The organism is Variovorax sp. N23 (assembly GCF_025486315.1).
GTDB lineage: Bacteria > Pseudomonadota > Gammaproteobacteria > Burkholderiales > Burkholderiaceae_C > Variovorax.
Genome location: NZ_JAOOPY010000001.1, coordinates 522,771 through 543,371, shown reverse-complemented (window position 1 = coordinate 543,371; position 20,601 = coordinate 522,771). Strand labels below are relative to the sequence as shown.

General features: G+C 69.6%; 25 protein-coding genes. 13 read left to right on the top strand and 12 right to left on the bottom strand.

From position 1 onward, the window contains the following. The first annotated feature begins 39 nt into the window (after positions 1-39). Complete coding sequence (locus tag N8A90_RS02600; RefSeq protein WP_262073077.1) at positions 40-258, top strand: hypothetical protein; 219 nt, start codon at positions 40-42, stop codon at positions 256-258. Between the two features lie 7 nt (positions 259-265). Here N8A90_RS02600 and N8A90_RS02595 read toward each other — a convergent pair whose 3' ends face one another. Then, entirely contained in the window at positions 266-1,168 is a 903-nt protein-coding gene (locus tag N8A90_RS02595; RefSeq protein ID WP_262073076.1) for a DUF808 domain-containing protein, read from the bottom strand. A gap of 120 nt (positions 1,169-1,288) precedes the next feature. After that, a complete protein-coding gene (locus N8A90_RS02590) occupies positions 1,289-1,807 on the bottom strand; it encodes a GNAT family N-acetyltransferase (RefSeq protein WP_262073075.1) in 519 nt (172 codons plus the stop codon). Between the two features lie 88 nt (positions 1,808-1,895). Here N8A90_RS02590 and N8A90_RS02585 point away from each other — a divergent pair, with 88 nt between their 5' ends. The 3 genes from N8A90_RS02585 to N8A90_RS02575 are packed head-to-tail and all read left to right on the top strand — an operon-like array spanning position 1,896 to position 2,613. Further along, on the top strand, positions 1,896-2,045 hold the full coding sequence (locus tag N8A90_RS02585; RefSeq protein WP_262073074.1) for a hypothetical protein: 150 nt from the start codon (positions 1,896-1,898) through the stop codon (positions 2,043-2,045). Beyond that, a complete protein-coding gene (locus N8A90_RS02580) occupies positions 2,042-2,320 on the top strand; it encodes a VF530 family protein (RefSeq protein WP_262073073.1) in 279 nt (92 codons plus the stop codon). The genes N8A90_RS02585 and N8A90_RS02580 overlap by 4 nt, the downstream gene beginning before the upstream one ends. A 5-nt stretch (positions 2,321-2,325) precedes the next feature. Then, complete coding sequence (locus tag N8A90_RS02575) at positions 2,326-2,613, top strand: 2Fe-2S iron-sulfur cluster-binding protein (RefSeq protein ID WP_262073072.1); 288 nt, start codon at positions 2,326-2,328, stop codon at positions 2,611-2,613. Here the strand turns inward: N8A90_RS02575 and N8A90_RS02570 are convergent. Next, positions 2,610-3,782 (bottom strand): MFS transporter, encoded by a 1,173-nt coding sequence (locus N8A90_RS02570; RefSeq protein WP_410087627.1) that lies wholly within the window; start codon positions 3,780-3,782, stop codon positions 2,610-2,612. The genes N8A90_RS02575 and N8A90_RS02570 overlap by 4 nt on opposite strands. A 96-nt stretch (positions 3,783-3,878) precedes the next feature. Here N8A90_RS02570 and N8A90_RS02565 point away from each other — a divergent pair, with 96 nt between their 5' ends. Continuing rightward, entirely contained in the window at positions 3,879-4,559 is a 681-nt protein-coding gene (locus tag N8A90_RS02565) for an RluA family pseudouridine synthase (RefSeq protein WP_410087626.1), read from the top strand. Here the strand turns inward: N8A90_RS02565 and N8A90_RS02560 are convergent, their stop codons facing one another. The 5 genes from N8A90_RS02560 to egtB form a co-directional block, all read right to left on the bottom strand. Next, positions 4,560-5,000 (bottom strand): universal stress protein, encoded by a 441-nt coding sequence (locus N8A90_RS02560; protein WP_262073069.1) that lies wholly within the window; start codon positions 4,998-5,000, stop codon positions 4,560-4,562. 108 nt (positions 5,001-5,108) lie between these two features. Further along, entirely contained in the window at positions 5,109-5,852 is a 744-nt protein-coding gene (locus tag N8A90_RS02555; RefSeq protein WP_262073068.1) for a 2OG-Fe dioxygenase family protein, read from the bottom strand. Beyond that, positions 5,849-6,130 carry a DUF427 domain-containing protein gene (locus N8A90_RS02550; RefSeq protein ID WP_262073067.1) on the bottom strand — a complete coding sequence of 94 codons (282 nt, stop codon included), beginning with the start codon at positions 6,128-6,130 and terminating at the stop codon, positions 5,849-5,851. Before N8A90_RS02550 ends, N8A90_RS02555 begins: the two co-directional genes overlap by 4 nt. 47 nt (positions 6,131-6,177) lie before the next feature. Further along, positions 6,178-7,170: an L-histidine N(alpha)-methyltransferase gene (gene egtD, locus N8A90_RS02545; RefSeq protein WP_262073066.1), complete on the bottom strand. Its 993-nt coding sequence runs from the start codon at positions 7,168-7,170 to the stop codon at positions 6,178-6,180. Next, entirely contained in the window at positions 7,171-8,421 is a 1,251-nt protein-coding gene (egtB, locus tag N8A90_RS02540) for an ergothioneine biosynthesis protein EgtB (protein WP_262073065.1), read from the bottom strand. Positions 8,422-8,540: 119 nt separating this feature from the next. On the opposite strand from egtB, the gene N8A90_RS02535 reads away from it, so the two are divergent. After that, the gene (locus N8A90_RS02535) at positions 8,541-9,872 is read left to right on the top strand and encodes an NAD(P)/FAD-dependent oxidoreductase (RefSeq protein ID WP_262073064.1); all 1,332 of its coding nucleotides are present in this window, start codon (positions 8,541-8,543) and stop codon (positions 9,870-9,872) included. Between the two features lie 42 nt (positions 9,873-9,914). Here N8A90_RS02535 and N8A90_RS02530 read toward each other — a convergent pair whose 3' ends face one another. The 3 genes from N8A90_RS02530 to N8A90_RS02520 form a co-directional block, all read right to left on the bottom strand. Further along, the gene (locus N8A90_RS02530) at positions 9,915-10,928 is read right to left on the bottom strand and encodes an aldo/keto reductase (RefSeq protein WP_262073063.1); all 1,014 of its coding nucleotides are present in this window, start codon (positions 10,926-10,928) and stop codon (positions 9,915-9,917) included. Positions 10,929-10,947: 19 nt separating this feature from the next. After that, the gene (locus tag N8A90_RS02525; RefSeq protein WP_262073062.1) at positions 10,948-11,205 is read right to left on the bottom strand and encodes a hypothetical protein; all 258 of its coding nucleotides are present in this window, start codon (positions 11,203-11,205) and stop codon (positions 10,948-10,950) included. A gap of 64 nt (positions 11,206-11,269) precedes the next feature. After that, positions 11,270-12,964 (bottom strand): long-chain fatty acid--CoA ligase, encoded by a 1,695-nt coding sequence (locus N8A90_RS02520; RefSeq protein WP_262073061.1) that lies wholly within the window; start codon positions 12,962-12,964, stop codon positions 11,270-11,272. A gap of 208 nt (positions 12,965-13,172) precedes the next feature. On the opposite strand from N8A90_RS02520, the gene N8A90_RS02515 reads away from it, so the two are divergent. Next, positions 13,173-13,613, top strand: coding sequence for an OsmC family peroxiredoxin (locus N8A90_RS02515; RefSeq protein WP_262073060.1), 441 nt, complete (start codon positions 13,173-13,175; stop codon positions 13,611-13,613). On the opposite strand, the gene N8A90_RS02510 is transcribed toward N8A90_RS02515, so the two are convergent. Further along, entirely contained in the window at positions 13,591-15,399 is a 1,809-nt protein-coding gene (locus tag N8A90_RS02510) for a PAS-domain containing protein (protein WP_262073059.1), read from the bottom strand. The genes N8A90_RS02515 and N8A90_RS02510 overlap by 23 nt on opposite strands. A gap of 203 nt (positions 15,400-15,602) precedes the next feature. Between N8A90_RS02510 and N8A90_RS02505 the strand changes: the two genes are divergently transcribed. From N8A90_RS02505 to N8A90_RS02480, 6 genes are all read left to right on the top strand, one after another. Beyond that, the gene (locus tag N8A90_RS02505) at positions 15,603-16,412 is read left to right on the top strand and encodes a GntR family transcriptional regulator (RefSeq protein ID WP_262073058.1); all 810 of its coding nucleotides are present in this window, start codon (positions 15,603-15,605) and stop codon (positions 16,410-16,412) included. Further along, positions 16,409-17,215: a transporter substrate-binding domain-containing protein gene (locus N8A90_RS02500; protein WP_262073057.1), complete on the top strand. Its 807-nt coding sequence runs from the start codon at positions 16,409-16,411 to the stop codon at positions 17,213-17,215. Before N8A90_RS02505 ends, N8A90_RS02500 begins: the two co-directional genes overlap by 4 nt. Positions 17,216-17,358: 143 nt before the next feature. After that, positions 17,359-18,015 (top strand): amino acid ABC transporter permease, encoded by a 657-nt coding sequence (locus N8A90_RS02495; protein WP_262073056.1) that lies wholly within the window; start codon positions 17,359-17,361, stop codon positions 18,013-18,015. A 159-nt stretch (positions 18,016-18,174) separates the two neighbouring features. Beyond that, positions 18,175-18,828 carry an amino acid ABC transporter permease gene (locus N8A90_RS02490; RefSeq protein WP_262073055.1) on the top strand — a complete coding sequence of 218 codons (654 nt, stop codon included), beginning with the start codon at positions 18,175-18,177 and terminating at the stop codon, positions 18,826-18,828. Next, complete coding sequence (locus N8A90_RS02485; RefSeq protein ID WP_316043997.1) at positions 18,812-19,636, top strand: amino acid ABC transporter ATP-binding protein; 825 nt, start codon at positions 18,812-18,814, stop codon at positions 19,634-19,636. The genes N8A90_RS02490 and N8A90_RS02485 overlap by 17 nt, the downstream gene beginning before the upstream one ends. A 45-nt stretch (positions 19,637-19,681) precedes the next feature. After that, a complete protein-coding gene (locus N8A90_RS02480) occupies positions 19,682-20,575 on the top strand; it encodes a LysR family transcriptional regulator (RefSeq protein ID WP_262073054.1) in 894 nt (297 codons plus the stop codon). Positions 20,576-20,601 lie beyond the last annotated feature (26 nt).

Here is a 20,601-nt window from a genome sequence, read left to right as displayed (position 1 = left end):
GGTTCCGATTCTCCTATGAGCCGCCCCTACACTCGCCCGATGGCATCCAAACCTTCACGCGCACCGCGCATGGCCGAACGCGGCGTCCTCTGTCTGCTGATCGGCATCGCCGTGCTGGTCGCGCCGTACTTCCTTCAGTCGCCCCACTGGCACGACATGATCGCGGGCGCCGCCACCGTCGGCTGGTTCGCGCTGGTGCTGGGCATGGCGCTGATCGTGGTCGACCTGGTGCAGCGGGCCAAGGGCAAGCGCCCCTAGCGTTTTTTCAGCGCTTGCCGAGCAACTTCTTCGCCAGCTCCACGGCACCGAGCACGAGGGCGCCGGCCACGATGCCGATGCCCGCGTTGACGAGCATCGACCCCACGGTGCCCAACGCCCCCGCGCCCGCGGTCCAGGCCTCCACCGCGTGGCCGAAGGCCGGCACGCCGTGCACCAGGATGCCGCCGCCGACCAGGAACATGGCGGCGGTGCCGGCCACCGACAGCGCCTTCATCAGCCAGGGCGCCGCCGCCAGGATGCCGCGGCCGAAGGCCTGCTGCGCGGCGCTGGCGCGGCGGGTCAGCCAGAGGCCGGCGTCGTCCAGCTTCACGATGCCTGCCACCAGCCCGTAGACACCGATGGTCATGATGACCGCGATGCCCGAGAGCACCGCGACCTGGGTGCCGAAGGGCTGGCCGCCCACCGTGCCGAGCGTGATGACGATGATCTCGGCCGACAGGATGAAGTCGGTGCGCACCGCGCCCTTGATCTTGGCCTTCTCGGCGGCGACCACGTCGACGGCCGGATCGGCCACGGCCCGCACGTGCTGCGCCACCTCGGCGTCGTGCTCGGCCTTGTGCAGGAACTTGTGGGCCAGCTTCTCGACGCCCTCGAAGCACAGGAAGGCGCCGCCGATCATCAGCAAGGGCGTGATCGCCCACGGCAGGACGCTGCCGATGAGCAAGGCGGCCGGCACCAGGATCAGCTTGTTGAGGAAGGAGCCCTTGCACACCGCCCAGACCACCGGCAGCTCGCGGTCGGCCTTGACGCCGGCGACCTGCTGCGCGTTGAGCGCCAGGTCGTCGCCCAGCACCCCCGCGGTCTTCTTGGCCGCGACCTTGGTGAGGAGCGACACATCGTCGAGGACGGTCGCGATGTCGTCGAGCAGGAGAAAGAGACTGGCGGCCATGGTGCAGGACGTCGGAGTGATGAAGCCGCGCAGCTTAGCCGCTGGTCAGCCCCGGGTCAGGGAAATCCCGCAACCGTCCTACGGCGCCACGAGCGGCACAGGCGGCGCCGGCAAAAAAAATCAGCTCACGCTGCGCTTGAGGCGGATTTCTTCGATCTTCACCGTGCCGATGGCGGTGGTCTTGGCGGTCTTCATCTCGCGCTTGAAGCCGGCCAGTTCGTGAAAGCGCATGGCGCGCTCGTTGCGCAGCGGCACCCAGATGGTGACGGTGGTGCAGCCCTCTTCCTCGAGGCCGTCGCGCGCGGCATCCCAGAGGGCCACGCCGGCGCCCTTGCCCCAGTGCTCGGGCTTGAGGTAGATGGCCCAGATCTCGCCGGTGGTCGAGGGCGTCTTGGGGTCGCGCGAGCGGTCGTAGCCGACGAAGCCGACGACTTCGCCGTCGATCACCGCCACCTGCACCTGTGGCTCGCTGAATTCGATGGCCTCGCGCCACTTGGCTTCACGGGTGGCCGGCGCCAGGGCCAGGAGCTGGTCCTCGGGCAGGATGTCCGCATAGGCCGCGCGGGCGGCGGCGGCGTGGATTTCGGCGATGGCTTTGGCGTCGCGCATCGTGGCGGGACGGACTTCGTAGTGGGACATGAATGCTGAGTTCTTCGATGGAACCGTGTATTGTCGCCGCCCGCTAAACTCCCCGGCACATTCACCATTCATCGTCGGAGAGACCATCATGGCCAAAGGTCAGCAACGCGCCAACAAAGAGGCGAAGAAGCCCAAGAAGGACACCTCGCCACCGAAGGCACCGTCTTCGTCCCCTGACGAGCCGATCCGCACCATGACCACCGCCGTGATCCCGCGCGGCAAGCTCAAGAACAAGTGACCGAAGACGCCGCCCCGCCGGCCCCTGCACCCCAGCCGCGCAACCCGCTGCACGGCCTGACGCTCGAAGCCATCGTGCGGGCGCTGGAGGCGGAGTACGGCTGGGCCGGGCTGAACGAACGCATCCCGCTGCGCTGCTTCGGGCAGGACCCGAGCGTGGGCTCCAGCCTCAAGTTCCTGCGCAAGACGCCCTGGGCGCGCGAGAAGGTCGAAAGCCTCTACCTCTTCATGCTGCGCGACCAGCGCCGCCAGTCGCAGGGCGCGGCACCGCGCTGAGCAGGATGCGGGTGCGCATCGACCCCCGCGGTTTCGAGTTCGACGCCGCCCCCGGCCAGACCCTGCTGCGCGCCGCCGACGCCGCCGGCATCGAGTTGCCCAGTTCCTGCCGCAACGGCACCTGCCGCACCTGCATCTGCCGGCTGCGCGCTGGCCAGGTGCGCCACACCGTCGACTGGCCCGGCCTCAGCGCCGAGGAAAAGGTCGAAGGCTGGATCCTGCCCTGCGTGGCCGAGCCGCTGTCGGACGTCGTGCTCGAGGTGCCGGCGGCGTTCTCGGCGTTCGGGGGCTAACCCACCATCCGGTCGCGCCGCGCCAGCGACGGGAACAGCTTGAACCACGCGAGCGCCACGGCGACCGTGCCCGCGCCGCCCAGCACGACCGAGCCCACGGGCCCCAGCAGCGCCGCGGTGGCGCCCGACTCGAACTCGCCGAGCTGGTTGCTCGCGCCGATGAAGATCGAGCTGACCGCGCTCACGCGGCCGCGCATGTCGTCGGGCGTCTCGAGCTGCACCAGCGTCTGGCGGATCACCACGTTCACCATGTCCGCGCCGCCCGAGATCGCCAGCGCGATGAGCGACACCGTGAAGCTGCGCGAGATGCCGAACACCACCATGCACACGCCGAAGGCCGCCACGGCGATCAGCAGCGTGCGGCCCACGTGCCGCTCGATCGGCTGGCGCGTGAGCCAGACGGACGTGAGCAACGCCCCCACGGCCGGCGCGCTACGCAGCAGGCCCATGCCCCAGGCGCCGGTGTGCAGGATGTCCTTGGCGTAGATCGGCAGCAGCGCCACGGCGCCGCCCAGCAGCACCGCGAACAGGTCGAGCGAGATGGCGCCGAGCACCGGCTTGCGGCGCCAGATGAAGTTCACGCCCGCGAACACCGTGGCCAGCGTGACCGGCTCGCGCACCCGCGCCGGCTGCCGGTAGCGCAGGCGCGCCACCAGCACGCCGCCGACCACGAACAGCGCCACGCTCGCACCGTAGACCACGCCGGTGCCGGCCGCGAACAGCAGGCCGCCCAGCGCCGGCCCACCGATGATGGCGCCCTGCATGCCGGCCGAGCTGAAGGCCATCGCGCGCGGCAGCATCAGCGGCGGCACCAGCATCGGCGTGAGCGACTGCTGCGCCGGCATCTGGAAGGCGCGCACCGCGCCCAGCACCACCGACAGGCCCAGCAGCAACGCGCGCGAATCGTGGTGCAGCTGATGCGCCGTCAGCAGTGCCAGCCCGACCACGCCCTGCACCGCGAAGCAGGCGGCCACGATGCGCCCGCGGTGGTGGCGGTCGACCACATGGCCCGCGTACAGCGCCAGCACCAGCGCCGGCACGAACTGGTAGAGCCCGACCAGGCCGAGGTCCCAGGCGCTGCCGGTCAGGTCGTACATGTGCCAGCCGATGGCCACCAGCAGCATCTGGCTGGCGGCGGTGCCGAAGAGCCGCGCCACCCACAGCTGCATGAAGGGACGCTCGCGCGTCAGGTCGGAAAAATTCGGGGTGGTGCGGGAGGCGTCTGACACGGAGGACATCCGTTCGAGAATAGCCGAGCCATGAACATGCTGCCCGCGCCCGCCCTGACCCTCGTCCACGAAGACGCCCACCTGCTGGTGCTCGACAAACCCGCCGGCCTGCTGTGCGTGCCGGGCCGCGGCGATGACAAGCAGGACTGCCTGAGCGCGCGCGCCGCGGCGCGCTGGCCCGACGCACGGGTGGTGCACCGGCTCGACATGGCCACCAGCGGCCTGGTGCTGATGGCGCGCAGCCCCGAGATGCAGCGGGTGCTGGGCGACGCCTTCGCCGCGCAGCAGGTGTGGAAGCGCTACGAGGCGGTGGTCGACGGCGTGCTGGACGAGAGCCCGCACTGGTCGGTGATCGACGCCCCGCTGATGGCCGACTGGCCGCGCCGGCCGCTGCAGAAGATCGACCCGGCCGGCAAGCCGAGCCTCACGCGCTGGCGCGTGCTGGAGGCCTGGCCGGCGCTGCGTGCCAGCCGACTGCTGCTGGAGCCGCGCACCGGGCGCACGCACCAGTTGCGGGTACACCTGGCGTCGATCGGGCACACGATCCTGGGCGATGCGTTGTACGGCGATGAAGACATCCAGCGCCGGGCGCCGCGGCTGATGCTGCACGCCAGCGTGCTGCAGCTACGCCACCCGGCGACCGGCGAGGCGGTGCGCTTCGAGAGCCCGCCGGGCTTCGATGCACTGGGCTTCGGGGGCGACGCCCAAGCCGCGTGATCAGAGTCCCTTGACCACCATCACCGGCATGGTGGCGTCCTGCAGCACGCGCTGCGTCACGCTGCCCAGCAGGAGCTTCTCGATGCCGGCGCGGCCGTGCGAGCCCATCACGATCAGGTCCACGCCGAGCGCGTTGGCGGTATCGACGATGCCTTCGTGCACCACATGGCCGTCGATCACGCGCTGGTCGCTGTGCAGGCCTTCGGCCGCGAGCGCCGCCACGCCGCGGGCGAGCGCGGCATTGGCGCTCGACGTGGCTGCGGCCAGGTATTCGTTCTGGCCCAGCGCGTAGTCCGCGCCGACGCCGATGAAGGGGTAGTTGTCGATCACGTGGATCAGCGTGATGCGGCTGCCGAAGGCGAGCGCCAGCCCGCTGGCCTTGCTGACCGCATACATCGACGTTTCGGAACCATCGATCGGAACCAGGATGTGATTGAACATGGATGCCCTCGCTGCGTGCTCGGGGCTCGCGGTGGAGCCGGGGCTGGAATTTAACCCGGCCGCCTGTTACCGGTTGTAGGACGCGCGCGGGCGCGCCCCATCCCCCGTTCAGTCGCCCTGGAAACCGCCGGCCCGGCAGGTGACGACCAGCGTGTCGCGGTGGCCGCTCTGGCCCTCCACCAGCGGCTGGATCGGTGTCGACTCGTGGATCACGCGGGCGTCGTCGACCAGCATCAGCGACCAGGGTTCGGTCAGCGTGAAGCGCTCGCCGCGGCGGCCGTCGGCCTCGAACACGCGCGTCTCGCCGCCCTTGATGCCCTGCCGCCCGACCAGCAGCACGGCCACCAGGTCCACCCCGTCGCGGTGCGCACCCTCGGGGGTCGGCCGGCCGATGCCGTCGGTGGTGTCGATGCGGAACTGGTGCGCCTCGACGAACCAGCGCTGCCGCCCGCGCAGGCCCGTGGCCGCATCGGCGATGCGCACCAGCAGGCGCTGCCAGGCCGCATTGGCGACGGTGGCGTCGGACATCGGCGCGAACCAGCGCTGCATACCGCCATGCAGGGCGTTGTATTCGATCGGCTGCCAGTGCGCGCGATGCGGCACCTGGGCCAGCGCGTCGCCATCGACCGTGAAGCACGAATGCCGGCGCTGGCGGTAGCGGCCGCCGTCCTTGAGGTACTCGTCGGGTGGCAGCGCGTCCCAGTCGGCACGCAGGGCCTCCAGCGCGTCGAGCGGCAGGCCGAGCCATTCGGCCACGCCCTCGGGGCTCAACACGGCGTAGCCCTGCAGGCGCAGGGCGTCGACGAGTCTGGACGGAGGGTCAAACGACGGCGCGAAAACCGCCGCGCTCACGCTTCGACCTTCACGCCCTTCCAGAAGGCGACGCGGTTCTTCACCTCCTCGGCCTCGGGCTTGGGGTCGGCGTAGTACCAGGCGGCGTCGGCGTTGAGCTCGCCGTTGACCAGCAGCGAGTAGTAGCTGGCCGAGCCCTTCCAGGGGCAGGTGGTCTTGTGGTTGCTGAAGGTGACGTGCTCGCGCTTGAGCGAGTCCATCGGGAAGTAGTGGTTACCTTCGACGACCACGGTGTCGTCGCTCTCGGCGATCGTGACGCCGTTCCAGGTTGCTTTCATGGGAGATCTCCGGGGTCCGTGCCGGCACGTCGCGCGCCAGCAGCCCCCTATTGTGCCGCCGGCGCCTGCAGCCAGTGCACGCTGAACAGGCGCTCGGGGTCGGTCCACACGGCCGTCGGCGTGAAGCCGGCCTTCTCGGCCAGCGCACGCAGGCCATCGACGGTGAACTTGTGCGAGTACTCGGTGTGAATGGTCTCGCCTTCGGCGACGTGGAAGCGCCGGCCATCGAGCGTCACCGCCTGCGCGCGGCGGCTCACCAGGTGCATCTCGATGCGCTGCATCGGCGCGTTGTAGAAGGCGGCGTGCGAGAAGCCGTCGAGGTCGAAATCGGTCTGCAACTCGGCATTGGCGCGGCGCAGCAGGTTGAGGTTGAAGGCGGCCGTCACGCCCTGCGCGTCGTTGTAGGCGGCATGCAGCACCGCCGGGTTCTTCACCAGATCGACACCCAGCAGCAGCCCGCCGCCACGCAGCAACCGGGCGGACAGCTGCAGGAAGGCCAGCGCCTCGTCGGGCGTGAAGTTGCCCAGCGTGGAGCCGGGGAAGAAGCCGACGCGGCGGCCGGCGCCCTCGCCCGGCGCCGGCAGCACCAGCGGCATCGTGTAGTCGGCCGCGACCGGCTGCACCGTGAGCTGCGGGTAGTCGGCGCGCAGCCGCTCGGCCGCGGCGCCCAGGTGCTCGCCGGAGATGTCGATGGGCACGTAGCGCCGCGGCGTCTCGAGCGCGTCGAGCAGCAGCCGCACCTTGGTGAGCGAGCCGGCGCCGAACTCGATGATCTCGGCGTTCGGCCCGATCTGTTCGGCGATCTCGCCGGCGCGCTCGGTGAGGATGCGCAGTTCGGTGCGCGTCGGGTAGTACTCGGGCAGGTCGCAGATGCGGTCGAACAGCGCCGAGCCCTCCACGTCGTAGAAGAACTTGGGCGAGATGCTTTTCGCGCGGCGCGACAGGCCGGCATGCAGTTCGCGGCCGAACTCGCTGAGCGCGGGCGTGGTGCGCGTGTCGTCGCGCTGAAGATCGAGCGGGAGTGAGGCGGGATTGCGCATTCAGAGATCCTTCGCGAGCCGCAGCCCCGAAAACTGCCAGCGCGCGGCCGGCGGAAAGAAATTGCGGTAGCTCGGCCGCGTGTGGCCGTCCGGCGTGGCGACGCTGCCGCCGCGCAGCACCAGCTGGCCGACCATGAACTTGCCGTTGTATTCCGCGGCCACGCCGGGCAGCGGGCGGAAGCCGGGGTACGGGTCGTAGGACGAGCGCGTCCATTGCCAGACGTGGCCGGTCATGTCGGTCATGCCGTCGTCGGCGCACGCGGCCTCCCACTCGAACTCCGTCGGCAGCCGGGCGCCGGCCCATTCGGCGTAGGCCGCCGCTTCATAGAAGCTCAGCTGCGACACCGGCGCCTCGGGCGCCATCGGCCGCACGCCATGCAGGCCGAAGACCTGCCAGCCCGCCGCGGTTCCCCCTTGATGGGCGAGCCGCGGATCGTCCGACGCCAGCCAGTAGGCCGGCGCCCGCCAGCCCTGCGCCTGCACGGCCGCCCAGCCATCGGACAGCCACAGCTCGGGCCGCTGGTAGCCGCCGTCGGCGATGAACTGCGCATAGTCGCCACAGCGCACCAGCCGATCGGCGATGGCGAAGGGCCGCAGCAGCGCGCGATGGCGCGGCATTTCGTTGTCGAAGGCGAAGCCGGCGCCGCCATGCCCGACCTCCACGTGCCCGCCCGGCTGCGCGCGCCATTGCATGGGGGGCGGCACCGTGGCCAGGCGCAGCGCGGGCGCCGCAACGGGCCGGTAGGCCGGCAGCAGCGGGTTGCACGAGAAGGCATGCAGGATGTCGGTGAGCAGCAGTTCCTGGTGCTGCTGCTCGTGGTGCAGGCCCAGCGTGAGGATGGGTTCGATCGTGGCCCAGGCCGCGTCGTCGACCGTGTCGAGCAGGCGCTCCACCCCCGCGTCGACATGTGCGCGGTAGGCATGCACCTCGTCGATCGACGGCCGCGTGAGCAGGCCGCGCTGCGGGCGCGGATGGCGCGGACCCAGCGCCTCGTAGTAGGAATTGAACAGGTACTGGAAGCGCGGGTCGAAGGCGCGGTAGCCGTCGGCATGCGGCTGCAGCAGCACCGTCTCGAAGAACCAGGTGGTGTGGGCCAGGTGCCATTTGGTCGGGCTGGCGTCGGGCATCGACTGGATGCACTGGTCTTCGGCAGACAGCGGGGCGGCCAGTTCGCGGCTGGCGCTGCGTACCGTCCGGAAGGCGTCGCGCAAGGCGTGGGGAGCCTGCGGGCTCGGCCGGGAAAGCGTCATGGGGTCTCCAGATTTGGCAGCGGTCGTTGTAGTCGATGGGCCGGGTGCGCGTCCGTAGGACAAGCCCGCACACGAGGCCTCCCGCCCCATCCGCGCGAACCGCTGACCATAATGCGCGAATGAGCCCTCCCCCTTCCGCCCACCGCCCCCATGTCCTCATCGTCGGCTGTGGTTTTGGCGGGCTCGAAGCCGCGCGGCGGCTCCAGCGTGCAGACGTCGATGTGACGGTGGTCGAGAAGACCAACCACCACCTGTTCCAGCCCCTGCTCTACCAGGTGGCCACCGCCGGCCTGGCGGCGCCGTCGATCGCCGCGCCGACACGCCTGCTCTTCCGCGGGGAGCGCAACATCACCACCCTGATGGGCGAGGTGACCGACATCCTCCCGGCCGAGCGCGCGGTGCTGCTGCGCGACGGCCTGCGCATCAGCTACGACCACCTGATCGTCGCCGCCGGCGCCACCCACAGCTACTTCGGCAACGACGCCTGGGCCGCGCATGCGCCGGGCCTGAAGACGCTGGCCGACGCCTTCGCGATCCGCCGCCACGTGCTGATGTCCTACGAAGCGGCGGAGAAGGAACCCGACCCGGCGCGCCGCCGCGCCCTGCTGACCTTCGCCGTCATCGGCGGCGGGCCGACCGGCGTCGAGATGGCGGGCACGCTGGCCGAGATCGCCCGCCACACGCTCGAGGGCGAGTTCCGCCACATCGACCCGGCCAGCGCCGAGGTGCTGCTGATCGAGGGCGGCCCGCGCGTGCTGCAGGCCATGCCCGAGGGCTTGAGCCAGAAGGCGAAGGAACAGCTTGAGCGGCTCGGCGTCAAGGTGCGGCTCGATGCCAAGGTCACGTCCATCGACGCGACCGGGCTCGACATCGCGACCGCGGCCGGCAGCGAGCGCATCGCCAGCCACTGCGTGGTGTGGGCGGCCGGCGTGGCCGCCTCGCCGCTCGGCAAGCTGCTCGCCGCGGCCACCGGCGCCGAGACCGACCGCGCCGGGCGCGTGCGCGTCGAGCCCGACCTGAGCCTGGCCGGCCATCCCGAGATCAGCGTGGTGGGCGACCTCGCCGCCGCCATGAGCCACGCCCCGGGCCAGGAACCGAAGCCGGTGCCCGGCGTGTCGCCCGGCGCCAAGCAGATGGGCCGCACCGCCGCGGGCAACGTACTGCACCGCATCGCAGGCACGCCGACCGAGGTGTTCCGCTACCGCGACTACGGCAACCTCGCGACCATCGGCCGCAACTCGGCGGTGGTCGACCTGGGCACGCCCTTCGGCCCGCTGCGCTTCAGCGGCAAACTGGCCTGGCTGTTCTGGCTGTTCGCGCACGTCTACTTCCTGATCGGCTTTCGCAACCGCCTGGTCGTGCTGATGGACTGGGCCAGCGCGTACTGGAGCTTCCGGCGCTATGCGCGCGTGGTGGCGGATGTGGATGGTCCGGGCGAGGGCGAGTCGTAGGCCGACGCATGCCGGCACCGCAGCGAACGGGCCGAACAGACGTCAGGCGTTGCCCGGCAGCGGCGCGGACGGATGCACCAGCGCCGCCTGCCGGAGTTCGCGCCAGAAGTCGAGCGGCACCACCTCGTCGAGGGCCGACCGGTCTTCCGCGATGCGGCTTGGCTGACTGGCACCGGGAATGACCGCCGCCACCGCCGGATTGGCGAGCGCGAACTGCAGGCCGGCCGCCTTCATGCTGACGCCATGGCGATCGGCGATCGCCTTGATGCGCGCCACCTTGCCCAGGATCGCCGGCGTGGCCGGCGCGTATTCGAAGTTCGGGCCGCCGACCAGCGCGCCGGAACTGTAGGGGCCGCCCACGACGATGCCCAGCCCGCGCGCAGCCACCTGCGGCATCACGCGCTGCAGTGCGCGCTCGTGGTCGAGCAAGGTGTAGCGGCCGGCCAGCAGGAAGCCGTCGGGGCGCGGCTCGTCCAGGGCGAGCAGCAGCTCGATCGGCTCCACCCGGTTCACGCCCAGGCCCCAGGCCTGGATCACGCCTTCGTCACGCAGCCGGTCGAGCGTCTTGAACGCACCCTTGCGTGCGCTCTCGAACGCGCTCAGCCATTCGTCGCCGTAGAAGTCCTGGGCGACGTCGTGGACCCAGACGATCTCGATGTGGTCCGTCTTCAGGCGCTTCAGGCTGTCCTCGATCGACCGCAGCGTCGCATCCGCCGAATAGTCGTTGACGATCCGGTTGGGGCGCCCATGCTTGAAGACCTCGCCCTTCTCGCCCAGGTCGCGGGCGCTCACGTCCTCCACCTCGTCGAGGATGAGGCGGCCGACCTTGGTGCTGATCACGTAGTCGTCGCGGGGCCGATCGGCCAACGCCTCGCCCATGCGGATTTCCGCCAGGCCCGCGCCATAGAAGGGCGCGTTGTCGAAGTAGCGGATGCCGTCGTTCCACGCGGCATCCACGGTCGCCCGCGCTTCGGCCTCCGGGATATCGCGGAACATGTTGCCGAGCGGCGCGGTGCCGAAACCCAGCTTGCCGGGAAGAAGATCCTTGAGTGCCATGGTGTGCTCCTGAGACTGGCTAGCGCTCGGCCTCTGCCCGAGCCGCATCAGCGTGCGGATCTTCCACACGGACCCGACGCACGACCAGCTCGTCGATCTCGAGCCGCCGGATGCGCGCCCGGCCCACCGAGAGCCGGCCGATGGCCAACGCGCCGATCGCCACGGTACCGACGGCCAGGGCGGCCGTCGCGAGCGATCCCAACGCCACGGTACCGATGGCGTGCGCGCCCGTCGCTGCGGCGGGCGCCTTTTTCACATGTGCCATCTTGCGTTTCATGCCCGCGATTCTTGCGGACCTGGGCGCGAAGCACAACGCCCCCGTTCAGGGTGAGCCCGTGCGATCAGGCCGGGTCCGCTTCCTTCTCCTGCAGCAGGCGCCACATCACCTTGCCCGCCCCGCTCTTCGGCAGTGCGTCGACGAACTGCACCTGGCGCGGAATCTTGTAGACCGCCATGTGCTCGCGGCACCAGTCGATGATCTGCTGCTCGGTCGTGTCCTTGTGCGTGGGCCGCAGCACGACCACCGCCTTGACCGACTCGCCGCGGTAGGCGTCCTTGGTGCCGATGATGCAGGCCTCCTGGATCGCCGGGTTCTTGAACATCAGCAGCTCGACCTCGGCCGGCCAGACCTTGAAGCCGCTGGCGTTGATCATCCGCTTGAGGCGGTCGGTCATGAAGAAGTAGCCGTCCTCGTCGACGCGGCCCATGTCGCCGGTGCGGAAGTAGCGCTTGCCGTCGAAGTCGACGAAGGCCGCGGCCGTGGCGTCGGGGCGCTTCCAGTAGCCCTGGAACACTTCCGGGCCGCAGGTGATGATCTCGCCGGATTCGCCCATCGGCATTTCCTGCAGCGTCTCGGGGTCGACCACGCGCGAGTCGCTGCTCATGTAGGGGATGCCCAGGCACTGCTGCTTCGGGTGCTCGAAGGGTTGCGCGTGCGAGGGCGCAGCGGTCTCGGTCAGGCCGTAGCCTTCCTGGTAGCGCAGGCCGTATTGCTCGAACAGCCGCTGCGCCACGGCCTGCGGCATCGCCGCGCCGCCGCCGCCGATGTAGCTCAGGCTGCTCAGGTCGAAGCTGGCGAAGTTGGGGCTGGCCATCAGGTCGATCACCATCGTCGGGATGTTGGTCCAGCTCGTCACCTTGCGCAGCGAGATCAGGCGCCCGGCCACCTCGCGGTCCCAGCGCGGCATGATGACCAGCGTGGCGCCCGAGTAGATGGCGGTGTGCATCATGCTCACCACGCCGGTGATGTGGAACATCGGCACCACCGCCAGCACCACCGCTTCGTGCGACACCGAGCCCCACAGCTGGCTGGCCACCGCGTTGTGCATCAGGCTCGAATGGTGATGGATGCAGCCCTTGGGCAGGCCGGTGGTGCCGCTGGTGTAGGGCAGCAGCGCCATGTCGCCGGCGCCCACCACGTGCGCGGGCGGCGTGTGGCCGGCGTCGAGCGCGTCCTGCCAGTGCAGCACGGTGCCGCCCGCCAGCGCGGGCAGCGGGTGGCGCGCCAGCAGCCAGTCGCGCCAGGCCGGGGCGGGCGCCTCGTCGCCGGTCACCGCGGGGTCGAAGGCATCGGTGAACTGCGTGACGATCAGGTGCGACAGCCGCTGCGCGGGCTCGAGCGCGTCGCTGGCCCTGGCCAGCTCGGGCGCGAGGTCGCCGGTGGTGAGGGCGACCTTGGCATCGGGGTCGACGATGTAGTGCTTGAGCTCCTCGGCCCGGTTCATCGGGTTGACCGGCACCACCACGGCGTTGGCACGAAGGATGGCGAAATGGGCGACGACCAGCTGCGGGCAGTTCTGCATGTCCAGCACGACACGGTCGCCGCGCCGCACCCCCAGCGCGTGCAGCGTGCCGGCCAGCCGCTCCGCGCGCGCCACCAGCTCGCGGTACGTCACGACCGTGCCGAAGAAGACCAGCGCGGCCTTGTCCGGGTAGCGCGCGGCGGCGGTGGCGAGGTTGTGCCACAGCGAGGTCGCCGGCACGGTGATGGCATGGGGCAGGCGCTTGGGCCAGAACTTGTGATGCGGGCGGTCCATGAAGTCTCCAGACGAGAGCCCCCGAGGGTACGACGCACGGAGGGGGAACCCCATGGGGGAAGCCCCGAAGCCGTCGCACAGGCGACGCCACAGCGCGCTCCCGCCCCCAACGAGGGAGCCAGTTCGCGCCTCAGGCCGACAGACGGGCGGCCGGCGCCACCCTACAAGAGAGGCCCACTCACCGCATCACCCCCTCAAGGAGTTCCTCATGGCAGCAGACAAGAAGGCAAGCGTTCACTGGGAAGGCGCCGGCAAGACCGGCCAAGGCCACATCAGCACCGAGACCGGCGCGCTCAAGGACTACCCCTACGGTTTCGCGAGCCGCTTCGGCGACGACCGCACCGGCACCAACCCGGAAGAGATCGTGGGCGCGGCCCACGCCGCCTGCCTCACCATGGCCTTCGCCTTCGCGCTGGAGGCCGAAGGCCTCGCGGCCACGGCGATCGACACGCGCGCCGCCGTGCGCCTGTCCAAGGACGGCGCCGGCTTCAAGATCGACCGCATCGCGCTGGAACTCGACGCCAGCATTCCCGGCATCGACGAGGCGAAGTTTCAGGCCATCGCCGCCGCCGCCAAGGCCGGCTGCCCCCTGTCGAAGGCGCTGGCCAGCGTGCCGGAGATCACCCTCAAGGCGACGCTGAAAGCCTGAGTCCCGGCACGCCGCGCGCGTAGAGCTGCACGCTGGCCGCGCCGTGCACCTTGGCGGCGTACATCGCGCTGTCCGCGTGCCGCATGAGCAGGTCGGCGTCGTCGCCTGCGTCGGGATACAGCGCGATACCGATCGATGCGCCCACGGTCAGGCGATGGCCTTCGACCTGCATCGGCGGCGCCAGCGCCGCCAGCAGGCGGTCGGCCAGCGACCGCGCCGCCTGTTCGTTGCCCGCGCCGTACTGCAGCACGGCGAACTCGTCGCCCCCCAGACGCGCCAGGACCTCGCCGTCCACGGCGGTCTGCCGCATGCGATCGGCCACCATCACCAGCACCTTGTCGCCGACGGCGTGGCCGAAGCGGTCGTTGATCGGCTTGAAGCGGTCGATGTCGATGTAGTGCACCGCGAAGGGCACGGCGCCCAGGCGGGCCGCGCGGACCGCCTCCACCAGGCTTTCGAGAAAGGCATCGCGGTTCACCAGGGCCGTCAATCCGTCGTGGCGCGCCAGGTGGCGGATGCGCGCCTCGCTGCGACGCCGGTCAGTGATGTCGGTGTAGGTCCGCACCACGCCGCCGCCCTCGATCGGTACGCTGAAGATCTCGATCACACGCCCGTCGGGCCGCGGCCGTTCGTAGCGCTGGGACGTCTGGAGGATGCCGCCTTCGCGAATGAAGTCCAGCACGTCCGCCGGGGTGCTGGCGAACTCGCCCTTCGCGGTCTGGTAGTCGAGCACCGACTGGAAACTGGGCCGCGACGCCATCAGGTCTTCCGGCAGGTCGAGCAGCTGCATCGCCCGGCGGTTGCACACCTCGACCACCCGCTGCGCATTGACCATCATGATGCCCTGCTCCATCCGCTCGAGCGTGGCCTCGAGCAGCGCCGACTTCTGGCGCAGCAAGGTTTCGCTCTCGCGCGCGCGGCGCTCGGCCGCCACCAGCTGCTGCTGCTGGCGCTTGAGCACCGTGATGTCGACGTGCGCGAAGTAGCCTCGGCCATCGGGGCCGTGCTGCACCACCACACGGCTCCAGCGCGCCTGTGGCAGCGGCACCTCGAAAGGCGCGCCGGCGAAGCGCAGGTTCTCCTCGAGCACGACCAGGCCCTGCTCGAACAGAGGGTGCTCCTCCCGCGCGGCATCCGACCAGGCCAGGCGGTAGACCGCCTCGAAGCGCAGGCCCCGGGCCGCATCGCGGTCCGCCAGTCCATAGAGGTGAACGAAAGGCTCGTTGACCCACGCGATGCAGTGGTCGGGGTCGGTCACCATGAAGCCATCCGCCAGATGGTCGAACAGCGAAGCGCCGTCGAGGCTCGAGAACTCCGGGCAACCGTTGCCCGACGCCGTCAGGCCCCCGCCGGCCTCCAGGGCCTCCTCGCGCCACAGGCGGATGCGCCCGACGCCCTGCAGCGGCAGGGACGCGACCCGCAGCTGACGCCCTCCGTGGCTGAAGACGATCGGCTGCTGCTGCGTGCGATGGCGCGCGATCCCCTCGGCGATGTAGCGCTCGATCGCCGGCTTCTCGCGGGCATCGAGCCGCTTGCCGTAGAAGCGGCGCAGGTTCTCGGCATAGGGCTCGCCGACATGGATGGCGTCCGCGTGCTCGGGGAAGAAACGCAGGAAGGTGCGGTTCCACAGCAGCGTGGCGTCGCTCGGGTCGAACAGGCAGCAGGCGATCCCCAGGCTGTCGAGCGCCTCGCCGATGGGTCTGAGCACATCGGCCACGACGGTGTCCGACCGCCCGGACACTGGCAGGAGGTCGATGCTCGTCGGGCGGCCATCACGCGGGAACATGCGGGTCTGAGAGATTGTTGTTGTGCTGGCTCGGATTCTGCCTGCGGAAAACACCGCGCTCCGACGCCGCCTGCGCACGGCACGAACCGGTGCGGTGCAGCGCGACGCACGCCAACGGCGCCGATGCACCACCCGGCGCATTCACCGGCTTGGTGCACACATCTTGCATACCAGCAGGCACGGAACCTGCTGACGCCTCAGGCATGTCCATCTCCGCCTCCGAAATCAGTGCACGCATCGTCGAAGCGGTGATGGCCCGCAAGCTGGCACCCGGCTCGCGCCTGGGCGAGCAGCAGCTCGCCATGCTGTTCGACTGCAGCCGCACCATCGTGCGCGAGGCCCTCACCCGCCTGGCGGCGCGCGGCATCGTCACCGTGTCGGCGCGCCGGGGCTGGTTCGTGATCGAGCCGTCCGAGGAGGAAGCCCGGGAGGCCTTCGAGGCCCGCCGCGTGATCGAGGTCGGCCTGATCCGCAGCGCGGGCAGCGTCGACAAGGCGGCGCTGCGCCGCCTGAAGCAGCACCTGCAGCGCGAGAAGGCCGCCATCAAGGAGAGCGACGTGGGCGCGCGCAGCTTCCTGCTGGGCGACTTCCACGTCTGCCTGGCCGAGTGCCTGGGCAACAACCTGCTGGCCGACACCCTGCGCGACTTCACCGCGCGCACCACGCTGATCGCCATGCTCTACCAGTCGACGCACGACGCCGCGCAATCGTGCGACGACCATGTGCGCATCGTCGACGCACTGGCCCGGGGCGACGCCGCCGCGGCCGAAGCCTTGATGGCCGAGCACATCGGAACGGTGCATTCCGCCCTGCGCCAGCAGACCCAGAACGACCCGCTCGCGCACCTGCGCGATGCACTGGCCCCGCTTCGGGGCACCCCTTCGGCCGACAAGACTAAGGCACAACTCTTGCATACAAGCACTGCCGAAAAAGGCAAGGCCGGGCGCAAGACGCCCGCCAAGCCCGCCACCCCTTCCGACGATTCATCGACTTACCTAGGAGCCTTGCTATGAAGTCCGTTCTCACTCTCTCCAAACGCCGGTTCGCCCTTCTCGCGCTGGCATCGTCCGCCCTGTTCGCCGCCGGCGGCGCGCAGGCCCAAAACGCGCTGGACAACATCATGAAGTCCAAGACCCTGAAGGTCGCCGTGCCCACCGACTACCCGCCCTACGGCTCGGTCGACAAGACCATGACGCCCGTCGGCCTGGACATCGAGATGGCCCAGCTCATCGCCGCCAAGATGGGAGTGAAGATCGAACTGGTGCCCGTCACCAGCGCCAACCGCATCCCGTACCTGCAAACCAGGAAGGCCGACCTCGTGATCTCCACGCTGGGCAAGAACGCCGAGCGCGAGAAGGTCATCGACTTCTCCTCCGCCTACGCGCCCTTCTTCCAGGCCGTGTACGCCGCCAAGAGCATGAAGCTCACCAGCTTCGCCGACATGGCCGGCAAGACCGTGGCCGTGACGCGCGGCGCGATGGAAGACCAGGAACTGAACAAGGTGGCGCCGCCGAACGTCGACTACCGCCGCTTCGAGGACAACAACGCGACCATCGCCGCCTTCGTGGCCGGCCAGACGCAAACCGTCGCGACCAGCGCCGCGGTGGCGAGCGACATGCTGGCCAAGAACCCGAAGGTCAGCGCCGAATTCAAGCTGCTGCTCAAGGACAGCCCGTGCTTCGTGGGCATCGCCAAGAACGAAACCGCCCTGAAGGCCAAGGTCAACGAGATCATCGCGGCCGCCAAGAAGGACGGCACGCTCGACAAGATGTCGATGAAGTGGCTGGGTAAAGCAGCCGGCGACCTGCCTGTATGAGTCCCACCCCCGAAGCGGCTCACTTCGTGTAGCCGCCTCCCCCTCGAGGGGGAGACACCAGCGGTCCGGCGAAGCCGGTTCCGCGGTGTCCCTGGAAGGGACTTGAAACGCTGCGGCGTCACAACACCTGCTGAAAGGCTGACATGGAATTCGACTTCGGCGCCGTTCTGGTCGACTGGCGGCTGCTCGCCAAGGGCGTGGCGTGGACCATCGGCCTCACGGCCATCGCCACGGTCATCGGCATGGTGGTGGGCGTGGCCTGCGCCTGGGCCCGCTCCAGCGGGCCAGCATGGCTGCGCTGGGTGGTGGGCACCTATGTGGAGCTGATCCGCAACACGCCCTTCATCGTCCAGCTCTTCTTCATCTTCTTCGGGCTGCCGGCCGCGGGCGTCAAGCTCACGCCGGAGACGGCCTCGATCATCGCGATGGTGGCCAACCTCGGCGCCTACGCGACCGAGATCATCCGCGCCGGCATCGAGGCCACGCCCAAGGGACAGATCGAAGCCGCCGTGAGCCTCGCGCTCAACCGCATGCAGGTCTTCCTGCGCGTGGTGCTGCCGCCCGCGCTCAAGAAGGTCTGGCCCGCCATGGTGAGCCAGATCATCATCGTGATGCTCGGCTCGGCGGTGTGCAGCCAGATCTCGGTCGAAGACCTGAGCTACGCGGCCAACCTGATCCAGAGCCGCAACTTCCGCGCGTTCGAGGCCTTCATCATCGCCACGCTGATCTACCTGGCGCTGTCGATCGGCCTGCGCCGCCTGCTCAACTGGGCCGGCCCCAAACTCTTCTTCGGCCGCTGAAAATGAACACCCACCCCCGATGCGCCTGCGGCGCTTCCCCCTCAAGGGGGCGCACCCAGCGGCCTGGCGAAGCCAGTTCCGCGGGTGCCCTGGCCTCCGGCCGTGCCGGTCTCATCGGCTGCGCCCAGGCTTAGCGCAAGAAACTCGAGGAATACCGTCATGAACGACTTCTCTCTCTGGGACATCCTGCGCAACCTGCTGCTGGCCCTGCGCTGGACCGTGGTGCTCTCGCTGATCGCCTTCGTCGGCGGCGGGCTGGTGGGCGGGCTGCTGCTCTTCCTGCGGCTGCGCGCGGGCAAGTGGCTCGACCGCGCGATCGGCGCCTACGTCCAGCTGTTCCAGGGCACGCCGCTGCTCATGCAACTCTTCCTCGCCTACTTCGGCATCGCGTTGATGGGCATCGAGGTGTCGGCATGGACCGCGGCCACCGTGGCGCTCACGCTCTACACCAGCGCCTTCCTCACCGAGATCTGGCGCGGCTGCGTGGCCTCCATCCCCAAGGGGCAGTGGGAGGCATCGGGAAGCCTCGCGCTCACCTTCGGCGAGCAGATGCGCCACGTGATCCTGCCGCAGGCCGTGAAGATCGCCACCGCGCCCACCGTCGGCTTCCTGGTGCAGGTGGTCAAGGGCACCGCGCTGGCCTCGGTGATCGGCTTCGTGGAACTCACCAAGGCCGGCAGCATGATCTCCAATGCCACCTTCAAGCCCTTCGTGGTCTTCAGCTGCGTCGCGCTGATGTACTTCGCGCTGTGTTTCCCCATCAGTCTGTTCGCCAAACATCTCGAGAGGAAGACCCATGTCCGCCGTGCTTAACCCGTCCGCCTCGCCGTCCACGTCCACCACCGTCGCTGCGGCCGATGCAGGCGGCGCCCATGTCGCCGCCGGCGCACCCATCGTGCAGATCACGGCGCTGCGCAAGTCCTACGGGACCAACGAGGTGCTCAAGGGCATCGACCTGACCGTCAAGCGCGGCGAGGTGATCGCCATCATCGGCAAGAGCGGCTCGGGCAAAAGCACGCTGCTGCGCTGCATCAACGGGCTCGAAGTGTTCCAGGAGGGCTCGCTCTCGGTGGACAACAAGCCGCTGCTGCACGAGAGCGCGATGGCCATGCGCGAGCTGCGCCAGCGCGTGGGCATGATCTTCCAGGGCTTCAACCTCTTCCCGCACCTCACGGTCGGCAAGAACGTGATGCTCGCGCCCACGCTGGTGAAGAAGCGCGGCCAGGCCGAGGCCACCGCGCAGGCGCGCCAGCTGCTCGCGCGCGTCGGGCTGGCCGAGAAATTCGACGCCATGCCGGACCAGCTCTCGGGCGGCCAGCAGCAGCGCGTGGCCATCGCCCGCGCGCTGGCGATGGAGCCGGCGGTGCTGCTGTGCGACGAGATCACCTCGGCGCTCGACCCCGAACTGGTGGGCGAGGTACTGCGCGTGGTCGAGTCGCTGGCCGACGAGGGCATGACGCTCTTGATGGTCACCCACGAGATGAGCTTCGCCCGCAAGGTGGGCGACCGCGTGATCTTCATGCACCAGGGCCGCGTCCACGAGATGGGGCCGCCGGCCGAACTGTTCAGCAATCCGCAGACGCCGGAGTTGAAGCAGTTCCTGTCGTCGCTGCACGACTGACGCACTGCTGCGCCCATTCCGGTCGCTGGCCGGAGAATCCACGCCATGCAACTCAAGTGGATGGAAGACTTCATCGTGCTGGCGCAGACCCGCAGCTTCACGCGCGCGGCCGAACTTCGCCATGTCACGCACCCGGCCTTCGGCCGCCGCATCCGCGCGCTGGAGTCGTGGGCCGGAACGGCACTGATCGAGCGGGGCAGTTCGCCCGTGGCGCTGACGCCTGCGGGCGACAGCTTCCTGGAAAACGCCACGCAGGTGGTGCGGGGTGTCGAAGGCTCGCGCGAGGAAATGCGCAGCGTCGCCGGCCGCCAGGCGCGCACGGTGACGGTGGCCACCGGCCGCACGCTGGCACGCACGGTGCTGGCCGACGCGCTGGTACGGCTGCAACCCGTGCTGCGGCAAGGCGAGGTCCGGGTGCTGACCAACGCGCTGGCCGAGATCGTTCGCATGCTCGAGCACAACGAGGTCGACTTCTCGTTGATCTTTCATCACGCCGCGCTCACCTTCCGGCTCGACGGGCGGCAGTTCGCGCATGCGACGGTCGCCTCCGACAAGCTGGTGCCGGTGTCCCGCACCGATGCCAGCGGCATCGCGCTTCATGGGTTCGATGTGCCTGGCGACGTGCCCTTCCTGTCGTATGCGCGCACCCTGGCCATGGGCCGCATGGTGGAAGACCTGCTCGTGAACAACACGCAGGCGCCGCGCCTGAAGCGCCATATCGAATGCGATTCGGCCGACGCGCTGTATGAGTACGTGCTCCGCGGCCTGGGCGTGGCATGGCTGCCCTGGTCGATGGTGCAGGCGGACTGCAAGGCCGGCCGCCTGATCGCGGTGGGAGGTCGACGCCTGGAAATCCGCTTCGAGGTGCGGCTCTACCGGCCGAAGCGCCGGCTGGGTGAACTCGCCGAGGCCGTCTGGCACGCCATGACGCCGCGCTGACCAGGTCCCAATCGGCATGAGATCGT